13 protein-coding genes are annotated in these 19,875 nt (G+C 71.1%); 11 read left to right on the top strand and 2 right to left on the bottom strand.

What is annotated here, in order from left to right; translation table 11 throughout:
* Positions 1-154: 154 nt before the first annotated feature.
* Positions 155-2,320 (bottom strand): RecQ family ATP-dependent DNA helicase, encoded by a 2,166-nt coding sequence (locus ABZ725_RS23195; RefSeq protein ID WP_358804470.1) that lies wholly within the window; start codon positions 2,318-2,320, stop codon positions 155-157.
* Between the two features lie 163 nt (positions 2,321-2,483).
* Between ABZ725_RS23195 and ABZ725_RS23190 the strand changes: the two genes are divergently transcribed.
* The 7 genes from ABZ725_RS23190 (at position 2,484) to ABZ725_RS23160 (ending at position 14,094) form a co-directional block, all read left to right on the top strand.
* Complete coding sequence (locus ABZ725_RS23190; protein ID WP_358804469.1) at positions 2,484-4,343, top strand: DUF4192 domain-containing protein; 1,860 nt, start codon at positions 2,484-2,486, stop codon at positions 4,341-4,343.
* Positions 4,344-4,956: 613 nt separating this feature from the next.
* Entirely contained in the window at positions 4,957-6,876 is a 1,920-nt protein-coding gene (locus ABZ725_RS23185) for a glycogen debranching N-terminal domain-containing protein (RefSeq protein ID WP_358804540.1), read from the top strand.
* Between the two features lie 130 nt (positions 6,877-7,006).
* Complete coding sequence (locus ABZ725_RS23180) at positions 7,007-7,777, top strand: NUDIX hydrolase (protein WP_351909551.1); 771 nt, start codon at positions 7,007-7,009, stop codon at positions 7,775-7,777.
* Positions 7,778-7,905: 128 nt separating this feature from the next.
* On the top strand, positions 7,906-10,071 hold the full coding sequence (locus ABZ725_RS23175; RefSeq protein ID WP_358804539.1) for an ATP-binding cassette domain-containing protein: 2,166 nt from the start codon (positions 7,906-7,908) through the stop codon (positions 10,069-10,071).
* Positions 10,072-10,234: 163 nt separating this feature from the next.
* Positions 10,235-11,122, top strand: coding sequence for a FadR/GntR family transcriptional regulator (locus ABZ725_RS23170; RefSeq protein WP_358804468.1), 888 nt, complete (start codon positions 10,235-10,237; stop codon positions 11,120-11,122).
* Positions 11,123-11,549: 427 nt separating this feature from the next.
* Positions 11,550-13,094: an RNA polymerase sigma factor gene (locus ABZ725_RS23165; RefSeq protein ID WP_351909555.1), complete on the top strand. Its 1,545-nt coding sequence runs from the start codon at positions 11,550-11,552 to the stop codon at positions 13,092-13,094.
* Positions 13,095-13,227: 133 nt separating this feature from the next.
* A complete protein-coding gene (locus ABZ725_RS23160; RefSeq protein ID WP_358804467.1) occupies positions 13,228-14,094 on the top strand; it encodes a serine protease in 867 nt (288 codons plus the stop codon).
* A 138-nt stretch (positions 14,095-14,232) separates the two neighbouring features.
* Here ABZ725_RS23160 and ABZ725_RS23155 read toward each other — a convergent pair whose 3' ends face one another.
* Positions 14,233-14,463, bottom strand: a complete 231-nt coding sequence (locus ABZ725_RS23155; RefSeq protein WP_328479314.1) for a hypothetical protein — start codon at positions 14,461-14,463, stop codon at positions 14,233-14,235.
* Between the two features lie 443 nt (positions 14,464-14,906).
* Here ABZ725_RS23155 and ABZ725_RS23150 point away from each other — a divergent pair, with 443 nt between their 5' ends.
* From ABZ725_RS23150 to ABZ725_RS23135, 4 genes are all read left to right on the top strand, one after another.
* Positions 14,907-17,027, top strand: a complete 2,121-nt coding sequence (locus ABZ725_RS23150) for a DNA topoisomerase IV subunit B (protein ID WP_358804466.1) — start codon at positions 14,907-14,909, stop codon at positions 17,025-17,027.
* Between the two features lie 492 nt (positions 17,028-17,519).
* Entirely contained in the window at positions 17,520-18,044 is a 525-nt protein-coding gene (locus tag ABZ725_RS23145) for a DUF1453 domain-containing protein (protein WP_358804465.1), read from the top strand.
* Entirely contained in the window at positions 18,041-19,192 is a 1,152-nt protein-coding gene (locus tag ABZ725_RS23140; RefSeq protein WP_358804464.1) for a histidine kinase, read from the top strand. Before ABZ725_RS23145 ends, ABZ725_RS23140 begins: the two co-directional genes overlap by 4 nt.
* A complete protein-coding gene (locus tag ABZ725_RS23135; protein WP_358804463.1) occupies positions 19,189-19,872 on the top strand; it encodes a response regulator transcription factor in 684 nt (227 codons plus the stop codon). Before ABZ725_RS23140 ends, ABZ725_RS23135 begins: the two co-directional genes overlap by 4 nt.
* The last annotated feature ends 3 nt before the right edge of the window (positions 19,873-19,875 follow it).

Raw genomic sequence — 19,875 nt, 5'->3', positions numbered from 1 at the left:
TCTGAGGCAGGAGGTTCGACGGAACACCCGCTGTCGAGGTACCGCCGACGCCGTCGCCGCCCGACCACGAGTCGGTCGCGCTGCCACGCCCTGGCCACGACGGCCGAGCCCCCATCAGGGAGCCCGGGTCGGGTTTCGTCGGCCGCCTCTGAGGTCAGCCCTGTACGGCCAGGACCAAGGGCAACACCCCCTGTGCGCCCGCGCGGCGGAGCATCCGGGCCGCGACCGCGAGGGTCCAACCGGTCTCGGTGTAGTCGTCCACGAGCAGGACAGTGCCCCGGGCCTCGGCGAGCGTGGTAGCGAGCGCGGGCGGCACCTCCAACAGGCCGTGGAGCGCCTTGAGGCGTTGGGCGCTGTTGCTGCGGGAGATCGTCGAGGCGTCGGTGGTGTACTCCACCGACCCCAGGAGCGGTAGCCGGCCGACCTCCGCGATACGCGCGCCCAGCGAGTGGATCAGCCGCGGTCGCGTGCGTGAGGCGACGGTGACCACGCCGACCGGGCGCGCCGTGGCGTCGGCCGCTCCGGAGGCCCAACCGCCCGGCCCCTTCGCCCAGTCGGCCAACACACCCACCACGGCTTTGGCCACGTCGTCCGGAACCGGTCCGTCGGAAGCCTGGGCGGTGAGCATCGGACGGAGCCGGTTGCCCCAGCCGATGTCCGAGAGACGCCCCAGGGCACGTCCGTTCGCCGCCTGTTCGCCCGCCGGAATGCGCCCCTTGAGCTCCATGCCGATCGCCGGGAGACCGGTCGGCCACATCCGGCGGGGCTCCACCTCGACGCCCGCACGACCCAGGTCGACGCGCGCGGCGTCCAGCGCGGCCGTGGACGTCTCGGCGGCATAGCGCGCTCCCGCGCAGTTGTCGCAGCGGCCACAGGGCTTGGCGCCGTCGTCGTCGAGTTGGCGCTGGAGGAACTCCATCCGGCAGTCCGTCGTCGACGCGTACTCCCGCATGGCCTGCTGCTCGGCCTTGCGCTGTCGCGCGACCCACTCGTACCGCTCGGTCTCGTACGTCCACGGCTGCCCGGTCGCGAGCCAGCCGCCCTTGACCCGTTTGACCGCCCCGTCCACGTCGAGGACCTTGAGCATGGTCTCCAGGCGGGAGCGGCGCAGCTCCACCAAAGGCTCCAGGGCGGGCAGCGACACGGGCCGCTCCGCGCGCGCGAGGACGTCCAGCGTGCGGCGCACCAGCTCCTCCGGCGGGAAGGCGAGCGACGCGAAGTACTCCCAGATCGCCTCGTCCTCCCTCCCCGGCAGCAGGAGCACCTCCGCGTGCTCGACGCCGCGTCCCGCGCGGCCCACCTGCTGGTAGTACGCGATCGGGGACGAGGGTGAGCCGAGGTGCACGACGAAGCCGAGGTCGGGCTTGTCGAAGCCCATGCCGAGCGCGGACGTGGCGACCAGCGCCTTCACCTTGTTGGCCAGCAGATCCTCCTCCGCCTGCTGCCGGTCGGCGTTCTCCGTGCGGCCCGTGTACGAGGTGACGATGTGGCCGCGCTGCCGGAGGAAGGCGGCGACCTCCTCCGCGGCGGCCACGGTGAGCGTGTAGACGATTCCGGAGCCGGGGAGTTCGTCGAGGTGCTCGGCGAGCCAGGCCATCCGGTGTGCGGCGTCGGGCAGTCGCAGCACGTTCAGACTGAGACTCTCGCGGTCCAGTGCGCCGCGCAGCACCAGGGCGTCCGATGTGCCGCCGGTGCCGAGCTGTTCGGCGACGTCGGCGGTCACGCGCGCGTTGGCGGTCGCGGTCGTCGCGAGCACCGGTACACCCGGCGGGAGATCGGCGAGCATGGTCCGCAGCCGACGGTAGTCCGGCCGGAAGTCATGGCCCCAGTCGGAGATGCAGTGGGCCTCGTCGACCACGAGCAGCCCGGTCGCCGCGGCCAGTTCGGGCAGTACCTGGTCGCGGAAGTCCGGGTTGTTGAGCCGCTCCGGACTGACCAGCAGGACGTCGACCGCGCCCGCGGCGATCTCGCCCCGCACGGTCTCCCACTCCTCGGTGTTCGAGGAGTTGATGGTTCGTGCATGGATACCGGCCCGGGCGGCGGCCTCGACCTGGTTGCGCATCAGGGCGAGCAGCGGAGAGACGATCACGGTGGGGCCGGAACCACGTGCTCGGAGCAGGGAGGTCGCCACGAAGTAGACGGCGGACTTGCCCCATCCCGTCCGCTGGACGACGAGGGCCCGGCGCCGGTCGGCGACCAGCGCCTCGATCGCCCGCCACTGGTCCTCGCGCAGCCGGGCCCCGCCCGAGGCGTCGCCGACGAGGCGGGCGAGGACGGCGTCGGCGTCGGCCCGGAGATCCGCGTTGCTCGTGTGCTCCATGTCCCCCATACAACAGGACGGCGCTGACAATCCGGTCCCGGTCGAGGCGGGAGCAGGGCGCTCGGCGGGTTCCGGGGCCGACGATCCCGTATGTCTGACATGTCCCTGATCCGACTTATCCACAGGCTCAGCGGGATTTCGTGATCCGCGAGATCGTCTGCGCATGACGAATCACGGCGAAACCACTGGATCCTCCGAAAACAGCGACATCACTGGACGTGACGGATGTGACGGACACGGCGAACCCGACGGACGCGGTGAACGCGACGGACGGGGCGAACACGACGGACGGGGTCGATGGGACGGGCAGGACGGGCAGGCCGGCCAGAACGGAAGGGGCGCAGGCGTGCCGTACGACGGGCCCCCGCCAGGTGAGGGGCGGACGGCGGCGAGTGGGCAGACCCCGGCGGGCGGCCACACGGCGTATGTCAGCCACACGATGTACGACGGAAACGCCGAGTACGGCGCAAGCCCCGCCGCCCACCAGGTCACCCTGCGCTCACCGGCCGAGCTGGCCGACGCGTTGCCCTATCTGCTCGGGTACCGGCCGGAGGACAGCATCGTCCTGGTCGCCCTGCACGACCAGGGCGGACGGGGCCGGTTCGGTGGCCGTGCCCGCCTCGGTATTCCCGCGAACCCGGACGACTGGGGAGCCGTCGCCCACCAATTGGCGCAGGGGCTCGTGAAGGGCAGCGAGCGCCGGGGCAATCGTCCCGCACAGATGGTCGCCTACCTCTGCCAGGAGCCGGAGAAGGGCGAGACGGGCCGTCAGGTCATGGAACGACTGCTGCCGCTGGCCCACCGGCTACGTCTCGAATGCGGCCGCCTCGACATCCCCGTGATCGAGGCGCTCTGCATCTCGGACGGCCGTTTCTGGTCGTACTGCTGCGGGGGCGAGGGCTGCTGCCCGGTCGAGGGCGTCCCGATGGGTCTGCCGGGGACTTCCGTGCTGGCGGCCGCCGCGACCTACGCGGGGATCCAGGTCCGAGGCACTCTGCGTGAGCTACGGGCCCGACTGCTGCCGCTCGAGACCGGTGCCGCGCTGGAACAGGAAGTCGCCCTGGACGCCGTCGGCATGGCGCTCATCCCCAGGATTCTCGATGAGGCGAGTCGCGCTGCGGTGGCCGACGAGACGCTCGAACTGGCCGGACGGGTCAGGCGACGTTTCGCCGAAGCCCCTCTCGTGTCGGGCGCTCTCCTTGCGGACCACCGAGACGACGAACTGCTCGGATTCGACGAGGCCGCGGCTCTGATCCTCGGCCTTCAGGACCGTGTGACACGCGACTGGGCGGCGCAGTGGATGGAGGGCGACGAGGCCGCCCCCGCCCTGCGGCTGTGGCGGGCTCTGGCCCGCCGCTGCGTGGGACCGTACGCCGAGTATGCGGCGGCGCCCCTCACTCTCGCGGGCTGGGTCGCCTGGTCCAGCGGTGACGAACTCGAGGCGAGGGAAGCTCTGGCCATGGCCCTGGGCGCGGACCCGGGATATCTGTTCGCCCGCCTCCTGCACCAGGCCTGCAACGAAGGCCTCGACCCCGAGTCGGTACGCCGCTGTCTGCGCACCGAGCGCGAGGGACGGGAGGGGCGTGACAGTCACGCCACAGGGGAGGGGCCGGGCCGTCCGGGCGAAGGGAATCGCCCCGGTGAACCTTGCGACCCTGACGACGTGGACGGCCGCTGCGAAGCCGAAGAGCTGGACCACCCCGGTCAGGCGAAGGGCGTCGCGGACTCCGGGCCGCACGGCCCAGCCGCAGGCGCGTCAGGATCGGTGTCGACGCCCGCGCTCACGGTCGCACGAAAGCGCCGCCGCTCTCGTCCCGCCGCTGCCGGGACCGGGCACCCGCCGGCTGCGGGAGGCGCGGGAGGAGAGGGATCTCACACGGCGAAGGCGCACACCACACATCCCGCAGGGCCGAGCCGAGGAGGCTCCCGTCCGCGCCCTGCCGGAAAGGCATCCGCACGACGTCGTGGCGACTGTCCGGAAGAAGCACGGCCCGACGGCGACGACACCGTCGGGAGGGCGTGACGCTCTGCCGATGTGGCCCGACGAGGTCCATGCCGAACGACGGCCGTGGCCGGGGAGAGCCGGTGCAGGGGCGCGTGGACGACGGCACCCTGCAGCCCCCTGCCGTGGGTGGCTTCCGACGGCCGCGGCTGGGCGAACACCGCCAGGCCCGGCCCGGTGAGCGCCTGCGGTCGGCCACGCCCGGGGGTCGGCTCGGCGAGCCCCGGGCGGCCGCCATTCGGTGGGGGCTGCGGCCGGGGGCGTGACCTGGGGGAGTCCTGCCCCGTTCACCTGAGTGGCGGAACGACTGCACGGGTCGTGCCGTCGCAGCGCATCCGCCCTGCCGGAGCCTTCCACCAGGCCTCGATCCTGCCCGAGGCGCACAGAGAGCAGAAGAAGTCACCGCATGCATCAGCCGACTCAGCCCTCCGCCGCCGACGAACGCTCGAGCCTCGACAATCCGGTGCCGACCCCCGGCGCACGCGCCGACCAGGGCATCCGCAGCACGTCCCCGTTCCGGTCCGCAGGCGCGTCACGTCGCCCTTCTCCGCCTTCTTCGTCCAGAGCCGCCGCGCCGCCGCCCGGGTCACCGGCCCAGCCTCGTTCCGTCGGTCTGCCCCCTGCCCACACGGCGATGATCTGCGTCGCCCTGCCGGGCCTCGCCATCTCGACCGAACAGGGGCAGCTGACCGGGCGGGGGCTGGAGGGGTTCTACCGGGCGGGTCGGCGCATCCTGTCCCGTTGCCAGGTGCGGGTGGCGGGACGCGAGCCGCTGGTCGTCCAGGCCCGCATGACGTCGGCCGACCGGGCCCGATTCGTCGGCACCCTCCGTGTCACTCCACACGGCGGCCCTGACCCGGACGTCGTCGTCGAGCGGACCCGCTCCGCCGACGGCACGGAGCGGATCACGCTGCACAGCGCCGCGGCCCGGCCACTGCGCCTCCCGGTGGAGGTGGCACTAGGCACCGACCTGGCCGACCTGGGAGCCATCGCGTCCGGCACCGTGGGCCCCGAACTGCCCGCCAGCGTCCACGACTCCGGTCTGCGCTGGTCCTGCGCCGCCGGGACGTCGTGCGTCACAGCCGACCCGCCGCCCGCCGACGCGATCGCCTCCGCGGGTCTGCTGCGCTGGGACTTCGACGTGCCTCCCGGCGGCAGCGTCCGCGTGGAGTTGAGAGTGCGTCTGGAAGGTGCGGGTCCGGTCCGAGCCGTGGGCCGCGCGGCCACGAGCCCGCTGGCTCCGGCGCACGCCACGGGCGACGACGCACGCGTCCAGGCACTTCTCGCGACCAGCGTCGAGGATCTGCAGGCACTGCTGGTGCGAGACCCCACGCACCCCGCCGACACCCACCTGGCGGCGGGGGCGCCGTGGCGCTGCGGTCTGGCCCCGGCCGAGGCGCTTGCCGCGGCCCGCATGACGCTGCCACTCGGCACCCGTCTCGCCTCAGGCACGTTGCGCATCCTCGCCCGCACCCAGGTCACGGACCGCGGACCCCGATGCGGCATGATCCCCGGCCCACGGCGGGACACGGGCGCGCACCTGCCGCCGGGCTGTACGGGTACCGAGGCCACGCTGCTCTTCCCGGTACTCCTCGCGGAGGCCCGCCGATGGGGTCTGCCCGACCAGGAGACGGAGGAACTGCTGCCGGCGGCCGAGCGCTGCCTCACCTGGTTGCGCACCGCGGTCGGTGACGGGCCCTACCTGAGCGACCCCCAGCCCAACGGGCCCGTCCGCTGTGAGACACAGGCCCACGCCCACCGTGCGGCCCTGCTCGGCGCCGACCTGCTCGACGCCTGCGCCAGACCCGGCGGCGACGGGCTGCGGCAGTGGGCTCGGGCAACGCGTGCCGTTTTCCGGCGGGACTTCTGGATCGACGACCTGGGCGGCGGCCGACCCGCGGCCGCTCTCGCCGCGGACGGGCGACCGCTGTCCCACCTCTGCGCGACGACCGTCCACCTCCTCGACACCGGCTTGCTGGGCGGTGGCGCCCATGCCGCCGGGCTGCTGGACAAGGTGCAGACCGAACACCTCGCCCGGCTGCTCGGCAGCCCCGTCATGGACTCGGGCTGGGGACTTCGCGGCCTCGGCGCGAAGGAGGTCGGCTACAACCCCTTCGGCCACCGCAGCGGCGCCGTGCGGGTCCACGAAACGGCGATCGCCGTCGCGGGACTGGCCGTGGCGGGCTACGAGAAGGAGAGCGCGGCGCTGCTGCGCGGCGTACTGGCGGCGGCCGAAGCCTTCGGCCAACGCCTCCCGGAGATGTACGCGGGGGAGCAGCGCGGCGACGGAAGCGCACCCCTTCCCCATCCGGCCGCCTGTCGTCCCGCGGCCACCGCGGCGGCGGCCGGGGTCCTGCTGCTGACCACGCTCGTCGGCATCCGGCCCGACGCCCCGGCCGGAACCGTCACCCTGCGCCCGGTCCACAGTGCACCCCTGGGCGAGATCGGCCTGACCGGGCTGCGGGTCGCCGGCGCTCCCTTCTCCGTACGGGTCAGTCGGCTCGGACTCGCCATGGTGGAGGAAGCGGCCGACGGACTCCAACTGGGCGTGTGACCTCGTGTGACGCAGTGCCGGAAAGGCGTCGGGGCCGACGGCGACAGGTGTGCGGAACCGAAGTGGATCAGCCACCGAAGCGGTCGACGAAGGGAGTGTTTATCGTCAGGAAGACGACTATGATCGCCGCATGCCCTACGACCCGTCAGCCTTTCCGCCCTTCGCTGTGACCGTGGACCTGGTCGTGCTGACCGTGCGCCGCCATGCCCTGTGCGCGCTGGCGGTGCGCAGAGGTGAGGCGCCGTTCCAGGGGCGGTGGGCGCTCCCGGGCGGCTTTGTGCGGGCCGACGAGGACCTCACACAGGCGGCGGCGCGCGAACTGGCCGAGGAGACCGGACTGCGCGCCCACGATCCCGTGGCCCCGGCCTCGGCCCCGGCCCCGGACAACGGCGCCCACTTGGAGCAGCTCGCCACGTACGGCGATCCCAAGCGCGATCCCCGGATGCGCGTCGTGAGCGTCGCGCACCTGGCGCTCGCTCCGGACCTGCCGGCTCCGCGAGCGGGCGGCGACGCCAGCAACGCGCGCTGGGCGCCGGTCGAGGAACTGCTGCAGCACGGAGGCTACGGCCGGGACGGCGAACCGGTCGCACCGCTCGCTTTCGACCACGCCCAGATCCTCGCGGACGGCGTGGAGCGAGCCCGGTCCAAGATCGAGTACTCGTCCCTCGCGACCGCGTTCTGCCCCGCCGAGTTCACGGTCGGCGAACTGCGCCGCGTCTACGAGGCGGTATGGGGCGTGGCGCTCGACCCGCGCAACTTCCATCGCAAGGTGACGGGCACGCCCGGCTTCCTGGTCCCCACCGGTGGCACCACCACTCGGCAGGGCGGTCGGCCGGCCCAGCTGTTCCGGGCGGGCGGCGCGACCTTGCTCAACCCGCCGATGCTGCGGCCCGAGATCTGACACCGGCCCGCGGCTGCCGCTGATATGCACGGGCAGCAGCCCAAGCGGATCGGCCAGATCGGCCACGCTTGCACGGCTGGCCGTGCGGTGTCCGGAAAAACAGGATATGGCGCGCTATGTTCCTGCAGGTGATCCAGGCCTTCGGACTGACCAGCAACTCCCGCAAGGCGCTTTCGCCCGCCGTCGACGATGTCTCCTTCGAGGCGCGCGCGGGCCGCGTCACCGTCCTGCTCGGAGCGCCGGGTGCGGGCAAGACCACAGCGCTGAGACTGATGCTCGAACTCCAACAGGGCCGCGGCCTCGCCTACTTCAGAGGTCGCCCCCTGCACCGCATCGCCCACCCCTCGCGCGAGGTCGGCGTCCTTCTGGGCGACGTGCCGGGGCACCCGGCCCGTACGGTCCGCGGTCACCTGCGCATGCTGTGCGCGGCCGCCGGCGTGCCGGTCCGGCGGGCCGACGAAGTGCTCGAAGTGGTCGGGCTGGTCAGCCTGGGCGACGAACGCCTGAGCACCCTCTCCCGCGGCATGGACCGACGGCTCGGCCTGGCCTGTGCTCTCCTCGCGGACCCGCACACCCTCGTCCTCGACGATCCGGCCGACGGGCTCTCCGGGCGCGAGAACCGCTGGTTGTACGGCATGCTGCGCGCCCACGCGGACCAGGGCGGCACGGTCCTGATGACCACGGCCGATCCCAAGGAGGCCGCCCGCACCGCCGACCACGTCCTCACCCTGGAGGAGGGCAGACTCGTCGCCGATCAGAGGGCCGCCGACTTCGCCCGCACCCGGCTGCGGCCCCGGGTGGCCGTCCGCAGCCCACACGCCGTCCGACTGGCCGCCCTGCTCACCAAGGAAGCCCGAGCCGCACAACGCTCCGTCGAGGTCGTGCAGGAGGACGGCAACCGGCTCTCCGTGTACGGCAGTAGCTGCGCCCACGTCGGCGAGACGGCGTTCCGGCACAGCATCCTCGTCCACCAACTCGCCGACGAGACCGGAGACATGGGGCCGGGTGCGGGAGCGGAAGCGGAGACTCGGCGTCGGACACGCGCCGAAGCCGCCCCGGACCCCTCGGGCGAAGCAGGGTCGGACCCCTCCGGCGACGCCCGCCCGGACCCCTCGGGTGCGGCGACGGTCACCGTCGGCGCTCCCGCAGCGAGCGTCGAACGCGCGAAGGTCTCCGATGGCGCACGTATGGGAAACGGCGCTCGGGAGACCGACGCAGCTGTCGCGCCGAGCAGCCCCGACGACACTCCATCGCCTTCCCCGGCGACGCACCGGGCGACCGATGCGCGTCCTTCCGACGGGTCCAGGGCCGCCGACGGGGACTCCCGGTCCGCTGCCGCCGCACCGGCCGGCGACGGCGCCGCATCGGACCCCCCGCGAGTGACCGCAGCCCTCACCGTGGAGGAACGCCACTCCACCACCGGGCCGGCCGCCGTACCCTCCGCCCGCCACGCCCCTCGCCGCTCCGCTGCCCGCAACTTCGACACCCTGCCGGCCCTGCCACCCCCCATCGCCGTCCGCTCCGCTCCCAGCCCTCTGCGCCCCCTCCGCTACGAACTCCGCCGTGCCGCCGGGATCAGCACCGGTTTCGTCGCCGGTGCCGTCGTGCTGCTCGTCTCCGCGCTCACCGCCGTACTCCTTGCCCGCATGGGTCACACCTCACAGGCACGGCTGCTGGCGGCGTGGCCCGTGGAGCTGCCGCTGCCGCCCGCGGCCCTCGGCGCCGGACTGCTCGGCGCGTTGGCCTTCGGGGACGAGTTCCGCCACCCTGCCCTGGCGGCGGACCGCGGCACCGTGCCCCGGCGGCTGGGGGTGCTCGTCGCCAAACTCCTCGTCGCCGCTCTCACCGCCTTGATGCTGGCCTTCCTGACGGTGGGCTGCGACGCCGAAATGCTCTATCTCGTCTACGGACGGGAGCTCGCGCAAGTTCCCGCGGACTGGCTTTCCATGAGTGCGAGTTGGCTGGGTCTCGTGGTCGGCTGTGCCTGGGCCGGTGTGCTGGCCGCAGGCGTGTTCCGGTCCACCACGGCGGGGCTGGCGGCGGTGGTCGCCGTGCCCGTCGTCGTCGTACCCGGCGTGCAGAAGGCATGGGAGAGCACGTCCGTGCGGGCCGCGGCCGGATTCTCGATGCGGCTCCGCGAGACGCTCCTGGTGCAGTGGCCCTTCGGGGGAGAGCGCTATCTGGTCGGCGCGACGCGTGTGATCGCCCATCCCGTCGGCGGGGCAATGGCGTTGTCCCTGGTGGCTCTGCTGTGCGCGTATCTGCTCACGACCCTGCGAAGCAGGGTTCGATGACGACCGTCCGGGACCCTTCCCGTCTCGGCATGTGCACAACTCCCCGGAGAAAGCCCATTTCTTTCCGATAAGGCGTCAATTGCGACGGGGTGAGCGATCACCCTTTCGTGTGCTTTTCACCAAAGACCTCAAGGGAGTTGGAGGCAACGCCGACAAAGGATCCGTGAGTACCCTTGCGCGCACCATGATGACCGCCGCCCGCTCCGCCGACTCCGGTCTGGCCGGCCCGGGCGAACTCGATCGCTATCCCTACGCCGAGGCCCCGGCGGCCGACCGCGTAGGAGCCCCCGTCTGGGAGGCCGCGGACCCCGAGCTGGGCCGTGTGGGCCGCCGTGCCGCAGGCAGCCGCGGACGCGGACTGCACGGCCAACTCGTCCAGCAACTGGGTCAGATGATCGTCTCGGGCGACCTTGGCGCCGACCGGCCACTGGTTCCCGAGGAGATCGGCCAGCGGTTCGAGGTGTCCCGCACCGTCGTCCGTGAGTCGCTGCGTGTCCTTGAGGCCAAGGGCCTGGTCAGCGCCCGGCCGAACGTCGGCACGCGTGTGCGTCCCGTGAGCGACTGGAACCTGCTCGACCCGGACATCATCGAGTGGCGGGCCTTCGGTCCCCAGCGTGACGATCAGCGGCGCGAGCTGAGTGAGCTGCGCTGGACGATCGAGCCGCTCGCCGCCCGCCTCGCCGCCGGCCACGGGCGGGCCGACATCCAGCAGCGACTGTCCGACATGGTCGAGATCATGGCGCACGCCATGGGGCAGGGTGACGCGCTCACCTACTCCCGCGCCGATGCCGAGTTCCACTCGCTGCTGATCCAGCTCGCGGGCAACCGCATGCTGGAGCACCTTTCCGGGATCGTGTCGTCCGCCCTGCAGGTCTCCGGTGGCCCGGTCACGGGCTGTGACCGACCGAACGACGCGGCGCTGGGGCATCACGGCAGGATCGTCGACGCCCTCGCCGCGGGCGACGGCACGGCGGCCGAGACGGCCATGCGGCAGCTGCTCATCGTGCATCCCGAGGTGGAGCGCGTCGTGCCGGCGCCGCGCGAACACTGACCGCACCCCGTGGGGGGACGGTCCGGGGATGCCTTCCCCCTCCCGCGCCGTTCTCGGCCGTTTCGCCCGCACTCCCGTCGGACCCCGCAGCACCCGTCCCGGGTCTGCGGGGTCCGACGGTCGAAGTGGCGGGATTCGGTTGCGAAGGTCCGGGTAGGTGTCACGGGTGACCTCCTATGCTCGTGTCTGACCGTTTTTGGGCGCTTACGGGGTGTGACTCGGGCCACGAAGATTGGGCGTAACGCTTGTGGAAACAACGCGATGACCTAAGAGGTAACAGCCGCAGAGGGAATACGGACGCCGTTCAAGGCGCTGTGCATCCTCCCGGCCCCCGCCCGCGCCGTCGGCCCACCCCGAGGCCGGTGGTCGGCTCTCGTCCGCTTGGACGGGGCCGGAAGCCGTTTTCCAACGTTCCGAGAGGTTGTTCGTGTCGGCCAGCACATCCCGTACGCTCCCGCCGGAGATCGCCGAGTCCGTCTCTGTCATGGCGCTCATTGAGCGGGGAAAGGCTGAGGGGCAGATCGCCGGCGACGATGTGCGTCGGGCCTTCGAAGCTGACCAGATTCCGGCCACTCAGTGGAAGAACGTACTGCGCAGCCTCAACCAGATCCTCGAGGAAGAGGGTGTGACGCTGATGGTCAGTGCCGCGGAGCCCAAGCGCACCCGAAAGAGCGTCGCAGCGAAGAGTCCGGCCAAGCGCACCGCCACCAAGACGGTCGCCGCGAAGACGGTGACGACGAGGAAGGCCACCGCCACCACCACGGCCGCCCCTGCCGTACCCGCTGTGGACGACCCCGCAGACGAAGCCGCCCCCGCCAAGAAGGCTGCTGCCAAGAAGGCGACGACCGCCAAGAAGGCGGTTGCGAAGAAGACCGTCGCCACCAAGAAGACGGTGGCGGCCAAGAAGACCACCGCCAAGAAGGACGACGCCGAGCTGGTCGAGGAAGAGGCCCTCGAGGACGCTCCCAAGGGCGACGAGCCCGAGGGCACCGAGAGCGCCGGCTTCGTGCTGTCCGACGAGGACGAGGACGACGCGCCCGCGCAGCAGGTCGCCGCTGCCGGCGCCACCGCGGACCCGGTCAAGGACTACCTCAAGCAGATCGGCAAGGTCCCGCTGCTCAACGCCGAGCAGGAGGTCGAGCTCGCCAAGCGCATCGAGGCCGGTCTGTTCGCCGAGGACAAGCTGGCCAACGCCGACAAGCTCGCGCCGAAGCTCAAGCGCGAGCTGGAGATCATCGCCGAGGACGGTCGCCGTGCCAAGAACCACCTCCTGGAGGCCAACCTCCGTCTGGTGGTCTCCCTGGCCAAGCGCTACACCGGCCGCGGCATGCTCTTCCTGGACCTCATCCAGGAGGGCAACCTCGGTCTGATCCGCGCGGTCGAGAAGTTCGACTACACCAAGGGCTACAAGTTCTCCACGTACGCCACCTGGTGGATCCGTCAGGCGATCACCCGCGCGATGGCCGACCAGGCCCGCACCATCCGTATCCCGGTGCACATGGTCGAGGTCATCAACAAGCTCGCGCGCGTGCAGCGCCAGATGCTCCAGGACCTGGGCCGCGAGCCCACCCCGGAGGAGCTGGCCAAGGAACTCGACATGACCCCGGAGAAGGTCATCGAGGTCCAGAAGTACGGCCGCGAGCCCATCTCGCTGCACACCCCTCTGGGCGAGGACGGCGACAGCGAGTTCGGCGACCTCATCGAGGACTCCGAGGCCGTGGTCCCGGCCGACGCGGTCAGCTTCACGCTCCTCCAGGAGCAGCTGCACTCGGTCCTCGACACCCTGTCCGAGCGTGAGGCGGGCGTCGTCTCCATGCGGTTCGGTCTCACCGACGGTCAGCCGAAGACCCTCGACGAGATCGGCAAGGTGTACGGCGTGACGCGCGAGCGCATCCGCCAGATCGAGTCCAAGACCATGTCGAAGCTGCGCCACCCGTCCCGTTCGCAGGTGCTGCGCGACTACCTCGACTAGGTCGTAGCCGTACGACGCCGAAGGCCCGGCTTCCCGAGGGGAGCCGGGCCTTCGGCGTGGGCGCGCGGGTGCGGGGCATCGGACGCTGAATCACTCTGGGTGTTCATCGACCTCTCCAGAGTGAGGAGCGCGCATGCGTCGTCCCCTTGTCCGGGCCTTGTCCCGGCCGTTGATCCTGGTGGCCGCGTTGGTGGCCATACCGTTGGCCTCCGCCGCCCCGGCGGCCTCCGACGGCGTCGTCGTGGGCGGTTTCCCGGTCGACGTCTCCCAGAGCCCGTGGGCGGTCGCGCTGTCCAGCCGTGACCGGTTCGGAGGTATGCGCTCGGGGCAGTTCTGCGGAGGCGTGGCGGTCGGCCCGTCCACCGTGCTCACGGCGGCCCACTGCCTGGGCGAGGACGTCCTGGGAGGGCCGCCGGGGCAGGTGACCGACCTGAAGGTCGTCGCGGGCCGCACGGACCTGTACTCGGACGCGGGGCAGGAAGTCTCCGTGCGCAGTGTCTGGGTGAATCCGGGCTACGACAGTGCCAGCAATGCCGGGGACTTCGCCGTACTCACCCTTGCGGGGTCGCTTCCGGCGGCGGCGGTCATCGGCATGGCCGCGGAGGGCGATGCGGCCTACGAGCCGGGCGCGGACGCCGTCGTCTACGGCTGGGGGGACATCACAGGCTTCGGCGCGTACGCCCACAGCCTGAGGGCGGCTAGCGTTCATGTGCTGGCAGACGAGCTTTGCGAGCAGGCCTATCCCGCTTCGGCCGACGGCATGTACGTCGCGCGGAGCATGGTGTGCGCCGGAGAGATACGGGGCGGCCGCGACGCCTGCCAGGGGGACAGCGGGGGACCGCTGGTCGCGCAGGGCCGGCTCATCGGGCTGGTGTCGTGGGGCAGCGGCTGTGGGCGGCCGGGGAGCCCGGGTGTCTACACGCGGGTGTCCGATGCCGTACGGACGCTGAAGTGGGACGTCGCCACCCGAGGGTCCCGCCAGGCCCCTGGTGGTGCCTGAGCGGGTCTTCCCTCGGCGAGGCTGACGCCTTCAGTCGGGCCTTAGAGCCCGCAAGAGCGGGCGGCCGCCCCTTGGAAGCAGGGACGGCCGCCCGTGTACCGGCCTATGCCGGTTCTGGCTCGTCGTAGACGCGTCGGATCAGCGCTCTTCTTCGGACGAGGACGCCGGCACGGTCGTCAGCCGCTCCGTCTCGTCCTGTATCTCAGCGGCGATCTTCTTGAGTTCCGGCTCGAACTTGCGGCCGTGGTGGGCGCAGAAGAGCAGTTCTCCGCCGCTGAGCAGGACGACGCGCACGTACGCCTGGGCGCCGCAGCGGTCGCAGCGGTCAGCGGCCGTCAGCGGGCTCGCGGGGGTCAGAACAGTAGTCACGTCGCCTCTTCTCTAGCTCGACGAGCTGTCGTACCAGGGTCAACATCCAACCAGCCCCAAAACGTTCCCGCTCGTGGCTTCTCCTCGAAAAAATCTTTCCCGAGGTGGCCGTCTGCTGCCGGTTTGGCGGCGAATGTGCCGTATTGCGTGGTCTATGGCTTACGGTTTCGCGCTGTCGGTCATGGTTCGATCCTCCCGGCTGGATTGCCGGTTTGTTCATGAGGACGTGCCCGGAGCCTAAATGGTTCATGCCTCGAAGGGAACGTGATATGTACTTCACTCCATCGAGGGATCGAACATGCATGCGACGCTCGACTAGGGTGAGTTCAGACGAGGGTGGCGTTACAACGGCTCTACCAGGCCTCGGTACCCTCTTGGCGGCAACCCAAGCCGCGCCCTTACCCAGAAGGGCCCCAACTGAAATTCAGCGAGGAGCGAACCGCGTGACCGCCGAAACGTCCGTGCCGTCCACAGCGCTGCTGGCAGGAGCAGACCGGGACGGTTCCAACTACACCGCGCGGCACCTGCTCGTCCTCGAGGGCCTCGAGGCCGTGCGGAAGCGCCCGGGTATGTACATCGGCTCGACCGACAGCCGTGGTCTGATGCACTGCCTGTGGGAGATCATCGACAACTCAGTCGACGAGGCCCTGGGTGGTTACTGCGACCACATCGAGGTGATCCTCCACGACGACGCCTCGGTCGAGGTCCGTGACAACGGCCGTGGCATCCCCGTCGACGTCGAGCCCAAGACAGGCCTGTCCGGCGTCGAGGTCGTCATGACCAAACTGCACGCCGGCGGCAAGTTCGGCGGCGGGTCCTACGCCGCCTCCGGCGGTCTGCACGGCGTCGGCGCCTCCGTGGTCAACGCCCTGTCCGCCCGACTCGACGTCGAAGTGGACCGGAGCGGCAACACGCACGCGATCAGCTTCCGGCGAGGAGTCCCGGGCGCCTTCGCCGCGGACGGCCCCGACGCCAAGTTCGAGACGGGCGGCCTGCGGAAGATCAAGAGGATCGCCAAGAACCGCACCGGCACGCGCGTGCGGTACTGGGCCGATCGCCAGATCTTCCTCAAGGACGCCAAGCTCTCCCTGGAGCACCTCCACCAGCGCGCCCGCCAGACCGCGTTCCTGGTGCCCGGCCTGACCATCGTCGTCCGTGACGAGTACGGTCTCGGCGAGGGCGGCAGCAAGGGCGAGGAGTCCTTCCGCTTCGACGGCGGCATCAGCGAGTTCTGCGAGTACCTGGCCACCGACAAGCCCGTCTGCGACGTCCTCCGCTTCACCGGGCAGGGCACGTTCAAGGAGACGGTCCCGGTCCTGGACGACCACGGGCAGATGACCCCGACCGAGGTCACCCGTGAGCTCGGCGTCGACGTCGCCATGCGCTGGGGCACCGGCTACGACACGACCCTCCGGTCGTTCGTCAACATCATCGCCACGCCCAAGGGCGGCACGCACGTCGCGGGCTTCGAGCAGGCGGTCGCCAAGACGATGAACGAGGTGCTGCGCGCCAAGAAGATGCTGCGCGTCGCCGAGGACGACATCGTCAAGGACGACGCCCTGGAGGGCCTGACCGCCGTCGTCACCGTCCGGCTGGCCGAGCCCCAGTTCGAGGGCCAGACCAAGGAGGTCCTCGGCACCTCGGCGGCCCGGCGCATCGTGAACACCGTGATCTCCAAGGAGCTCAAGGCGTTCCTGACCTCCACCAAGCGCGATGACGCAGCTCAGGCGCGGGTCGTCATGGAGAAGGCGGTCGCCGCCGCACGCACGCGTATCGCGGCCCGGCAGCACAAGGACGCGCAGCGCCGCAAGACGGCACTGGAGTCCTCCTCCCTGCCCGCGAAGCTGGCCGACTGCCGCAGCGACGACGTCGAGCGCAGCGAGCTGTTCATCGTCGAGGGAGACTCGGCGCTCGGCACGGCGAAGCTCGCCCGGAACTCCGAGTTCCAGGCACTGCTGCCGATCCGGGGCAAGATCCTCAACGTCCAGAAGTCGTCCGTGACCGACATGCTCAAGAACGCCGAGTGCGGCGCGATCATCCAGGTCATAGGAGCCGGCTCGGGCCGGACCTTCGACATCGACGCGGCCCGCTACGGCAAGATCATCATGATGACCGACGCCGATGTGGACGGCTCCCACATCCGCACGCTGCTCCTGACGCTGTTCCACCGCTACATGCGGCCCATGGTCGAGGCCGGCCGGGTGTTCGCCGCGGTGCCGCCGCTGCACCGCATCGAGCTCGTCCAGCCCAAGAAGGGCCAGGACAAGTACGTGTACACGTACTCGGACCGCGAGCTGCGCGACAGGCTCATGGAGTTCAAGAGCAAGGGCATCCGGCACAAGGACTCGATCCAGCGCTACAAGGGTCTCGGCGAGATGGACGCCGACCAGCTGGCCGAGACGACGATGGACCCGCGCCACCGCACCCTGCGTCGCATCAACCTCTCCGACCTGGACTCCGCAGAGCAGGTCTTCGATCTGCTGATGGGCAACGACGTGGCGCCGCGCAAGGAGTTCATCTCCAACTCGGCGGCGACGCTGGACCGGTCCCGCATCGACGCGTAGCCGCTGCGCTCGGCCCGGACGGGGCGTCTGGGCCGAGGCTGGTGCTGGATCCGCAGGGTTCGACGAGAGCGTCGGTTCGGTGGAGCGGCCGGGGCGGCGGAATGGCCTGGGTGCGGAATGGCCCGGGTGACGGATGGGCCGGTCGACCGCGAGGCCGGGTCGTTACGTCTCCGGCGATCCGGCGATCCGGCGATCCGGCGATCCGGCGATCCGGCGATCCGGCGATCCGGCGATCCGGCGGCCGGCGGCCGGGCGAAGTGGGGCCCGGCGGCCTGGGTTTCCGGCCTCCGTCATCCGGTCGGCGGTCCCTCCGCAGGCCTGCGGGCAGTGGTGTTCGGCTGGGTTCTCCACCCGTGGGTGGAGAACCCCGGCCTGCGGAGATCCACCCATGATCCACCCCAGCTCCGATCTGCGGAGCGGCGCGTTTCCGTAGCGTCGAAGGCGTCGGCAGCGCTCGCTGTCGGCATCCCCTTCCCGCACACGGAGGCTGTGATGTCCGGGCTCGTCAACGCACTGGTGATCGTGGCCGTGGCCGGCCTTGTGATCGCGCGGCAGTTCCGTGCAAGCCGTATCGACACGGACCGGCGCTGGTGGCTCCTGCCCGGGATCCTGGCCGTCATAGCGCTGCGCGAGCCCGGCCTGCTCGACGCCCGTCACCACACCACGGCGGCCCTGGTCCTCGGTGCCGAACTGATCGTCGGCCTGGCCATGGGAGCCGCCTGGGCCTGGACCACCCGTATCTGGGTGGAGCCGGACGGCTCGGTGTGGAGCAAGAGCACCAAAGCGAGCGCGGCTGTCTGGGGCGCCGGCATCGGTGTGCGGCTGGGCCTCTTCGCGATCGGTGCGCTGCTGGGCATCCACCAGGACAGCTCGGCCCTGCTGCTTGCGCTCGCGGCCACCCTCCTGGTCCGCTCAGGTGTGCTGATCTGGCGTGCACAGTCCCTGTCCCAGGCTCCCGTCCACGCCACGGCGTACGGTGACCACGTGCCCCGGTCCACGTGGAAGGAGCACGTGTGACGCAGAACCTCTGGACCCGCTGGCCCTCACGGGAAGCGCTGGGGCCCAAAGAGCTCTCGCGGCCCAGGCGGCTGCTGGCCTGGGCCGTAAGGCTCCTGGTGCTGGGCGCGCTGCTGTGGGGCGCCTTCCACGACAGCCGCGTCCACGGGTGGGTCGCGCTCGCCGGGGCCGGCGGAGTGCTCGCGGCAGGCGGGCTGGCCTGGGCTTTGTTCCGGACCACGCTCGATCATCGGCTGTGGGCGTCGCTGGCACTCGCCCTCATGCTGCTGGCACTGGCGGCCGGGGTGGAGAGCGTCGGATTTCGCTCCGCAGCCATAGTCCTGTGGTGCGGGTGCGCCATCGCAGCACTGGAGCGACTGCCTCTGGGAGCGGCGGTGCCGACGGCCTCGGTCGGATTCGCCGCCTTCGCTGTGGTCAACGACGACCCGGGGCCGACCTCGGCCGCCATCATCGGAGGCATGGCGCTGGCCGGATACGCACTGCGCCTGGACGCCGAGGCCAGAGGCCACGCACAGCGGCTGCTCGCCCAGGAGCGGGCGGCGCGCGCGGCGGAGGCGGAGTCGGCCGCACTCGCGGAGCGTGCCCGCATCGCCCGGGAGATCCACGACGTCCTGGCCCACAGCCTCTCGGCGCAGCTCGTGCACCTGGAAGCGGCCCGGCTGCTGATCGAGCGGGGCGCGGGCCGAGAACAGGTCCTCGAACGCGTGGTGGCGGCACGCGGAATGGCCCGCGACGGTCTCGAGGAGACCAGACAGTCGCTGTCCGCGCTGCGCGGTGAACTGACGCCGCTGGAGGACTTCCTGACCGACCTCGTCCGTGCGTCCGAGGGTGCGGAGGTCACCGTGAAGGGTGAACGCAGACCGCTGCCGGTCGAGGCCTCGCAGGCAGTGCGCAGGGTCGCCCAGGAAGCCCTGACGAACGCCCGCAAGCACGCACCGGGTGCGAAGGTCTGCGTGCGACTGGAGTACAGCCCGCGTGAAGTCACCCTGGACGTGCGGGACTCGGGGGGTTCGCCGGGCGAACTCGCCGAGGCGGGAGGCGGGTACGGTCTGCTGGGCATGCGGGAGCGCGCCGAACTGCTGGGCGGATCGCTCGCTGCCGGACCGGAGGAGGAAGGCTTCGTGGTGACGCTGAAGGTGCCGCTGTGACGGAGGAGCCGGAGCAGAAGCCGGCCAGGGTGGTGGTCGCGGACGATCAGACGGTCGTCCGGGAAGGCATCGTGATGCTGCTCGGGCTCCTGCCGGGAGTCGAGGTCGTGGGAGCCGCAGGGGACGGGGACGAGGCGGTACGGCTGGTCGGCGAACTCGCTCCCGATGTGGTGCTGATGGACCTGCGCATGCCCCGCTGCGACGGAGTGGAGGCCACTCGGCGCATCCGTACGGAGCACCCCGGTACGCAGGTCGTGGTGCTCACGACCTACGCGGACGACGAGTCCCTGTTTCCGGCGTTGAAGGCGGGCGCGCGTGGATACCTCACCAAGGACGCGGGCGGGGAGGAGATCGTACGGGCGGTGCACAGCGTGCTGTCCGGGGACGCGGGGCTGTCGCCGAGCGTCCAGCGCAGGCTGCTGGAGCGTCTGTCGGCGCCCCAACCGGAGCCGGCAGAGCCTGCTGTGCCGCCCGACGGGCTGACGACACGGGAGGTGGAGGTACTGATCCTGATCGCCGACGGGCTCAGCAACCCGGAGATCGCGCGCCGGTTGAGCGTGTCCACCGCGACGGTGAAGACCCACATCAACAACATCTTCTCCAAGACGGGACTCAATGGCCGTGCCCAGGCGGTGCGTTACGCGTACGGGAAGGGGCTGGTACGGCCACCCAGGGGGTGAATC

The organism is Streptomyces sp. NPDC006872, assembly GCF_040635845.1.
Taxonomy (GTDB): domain Bacteria; phylum Actinomycetota; class Actinomycetes; order Streptomycetales; family Streptomycetaceae; genus Streptomyces.
This window is presented reverse-complemented; position numbering and strand designations above follow the sequence as displayed.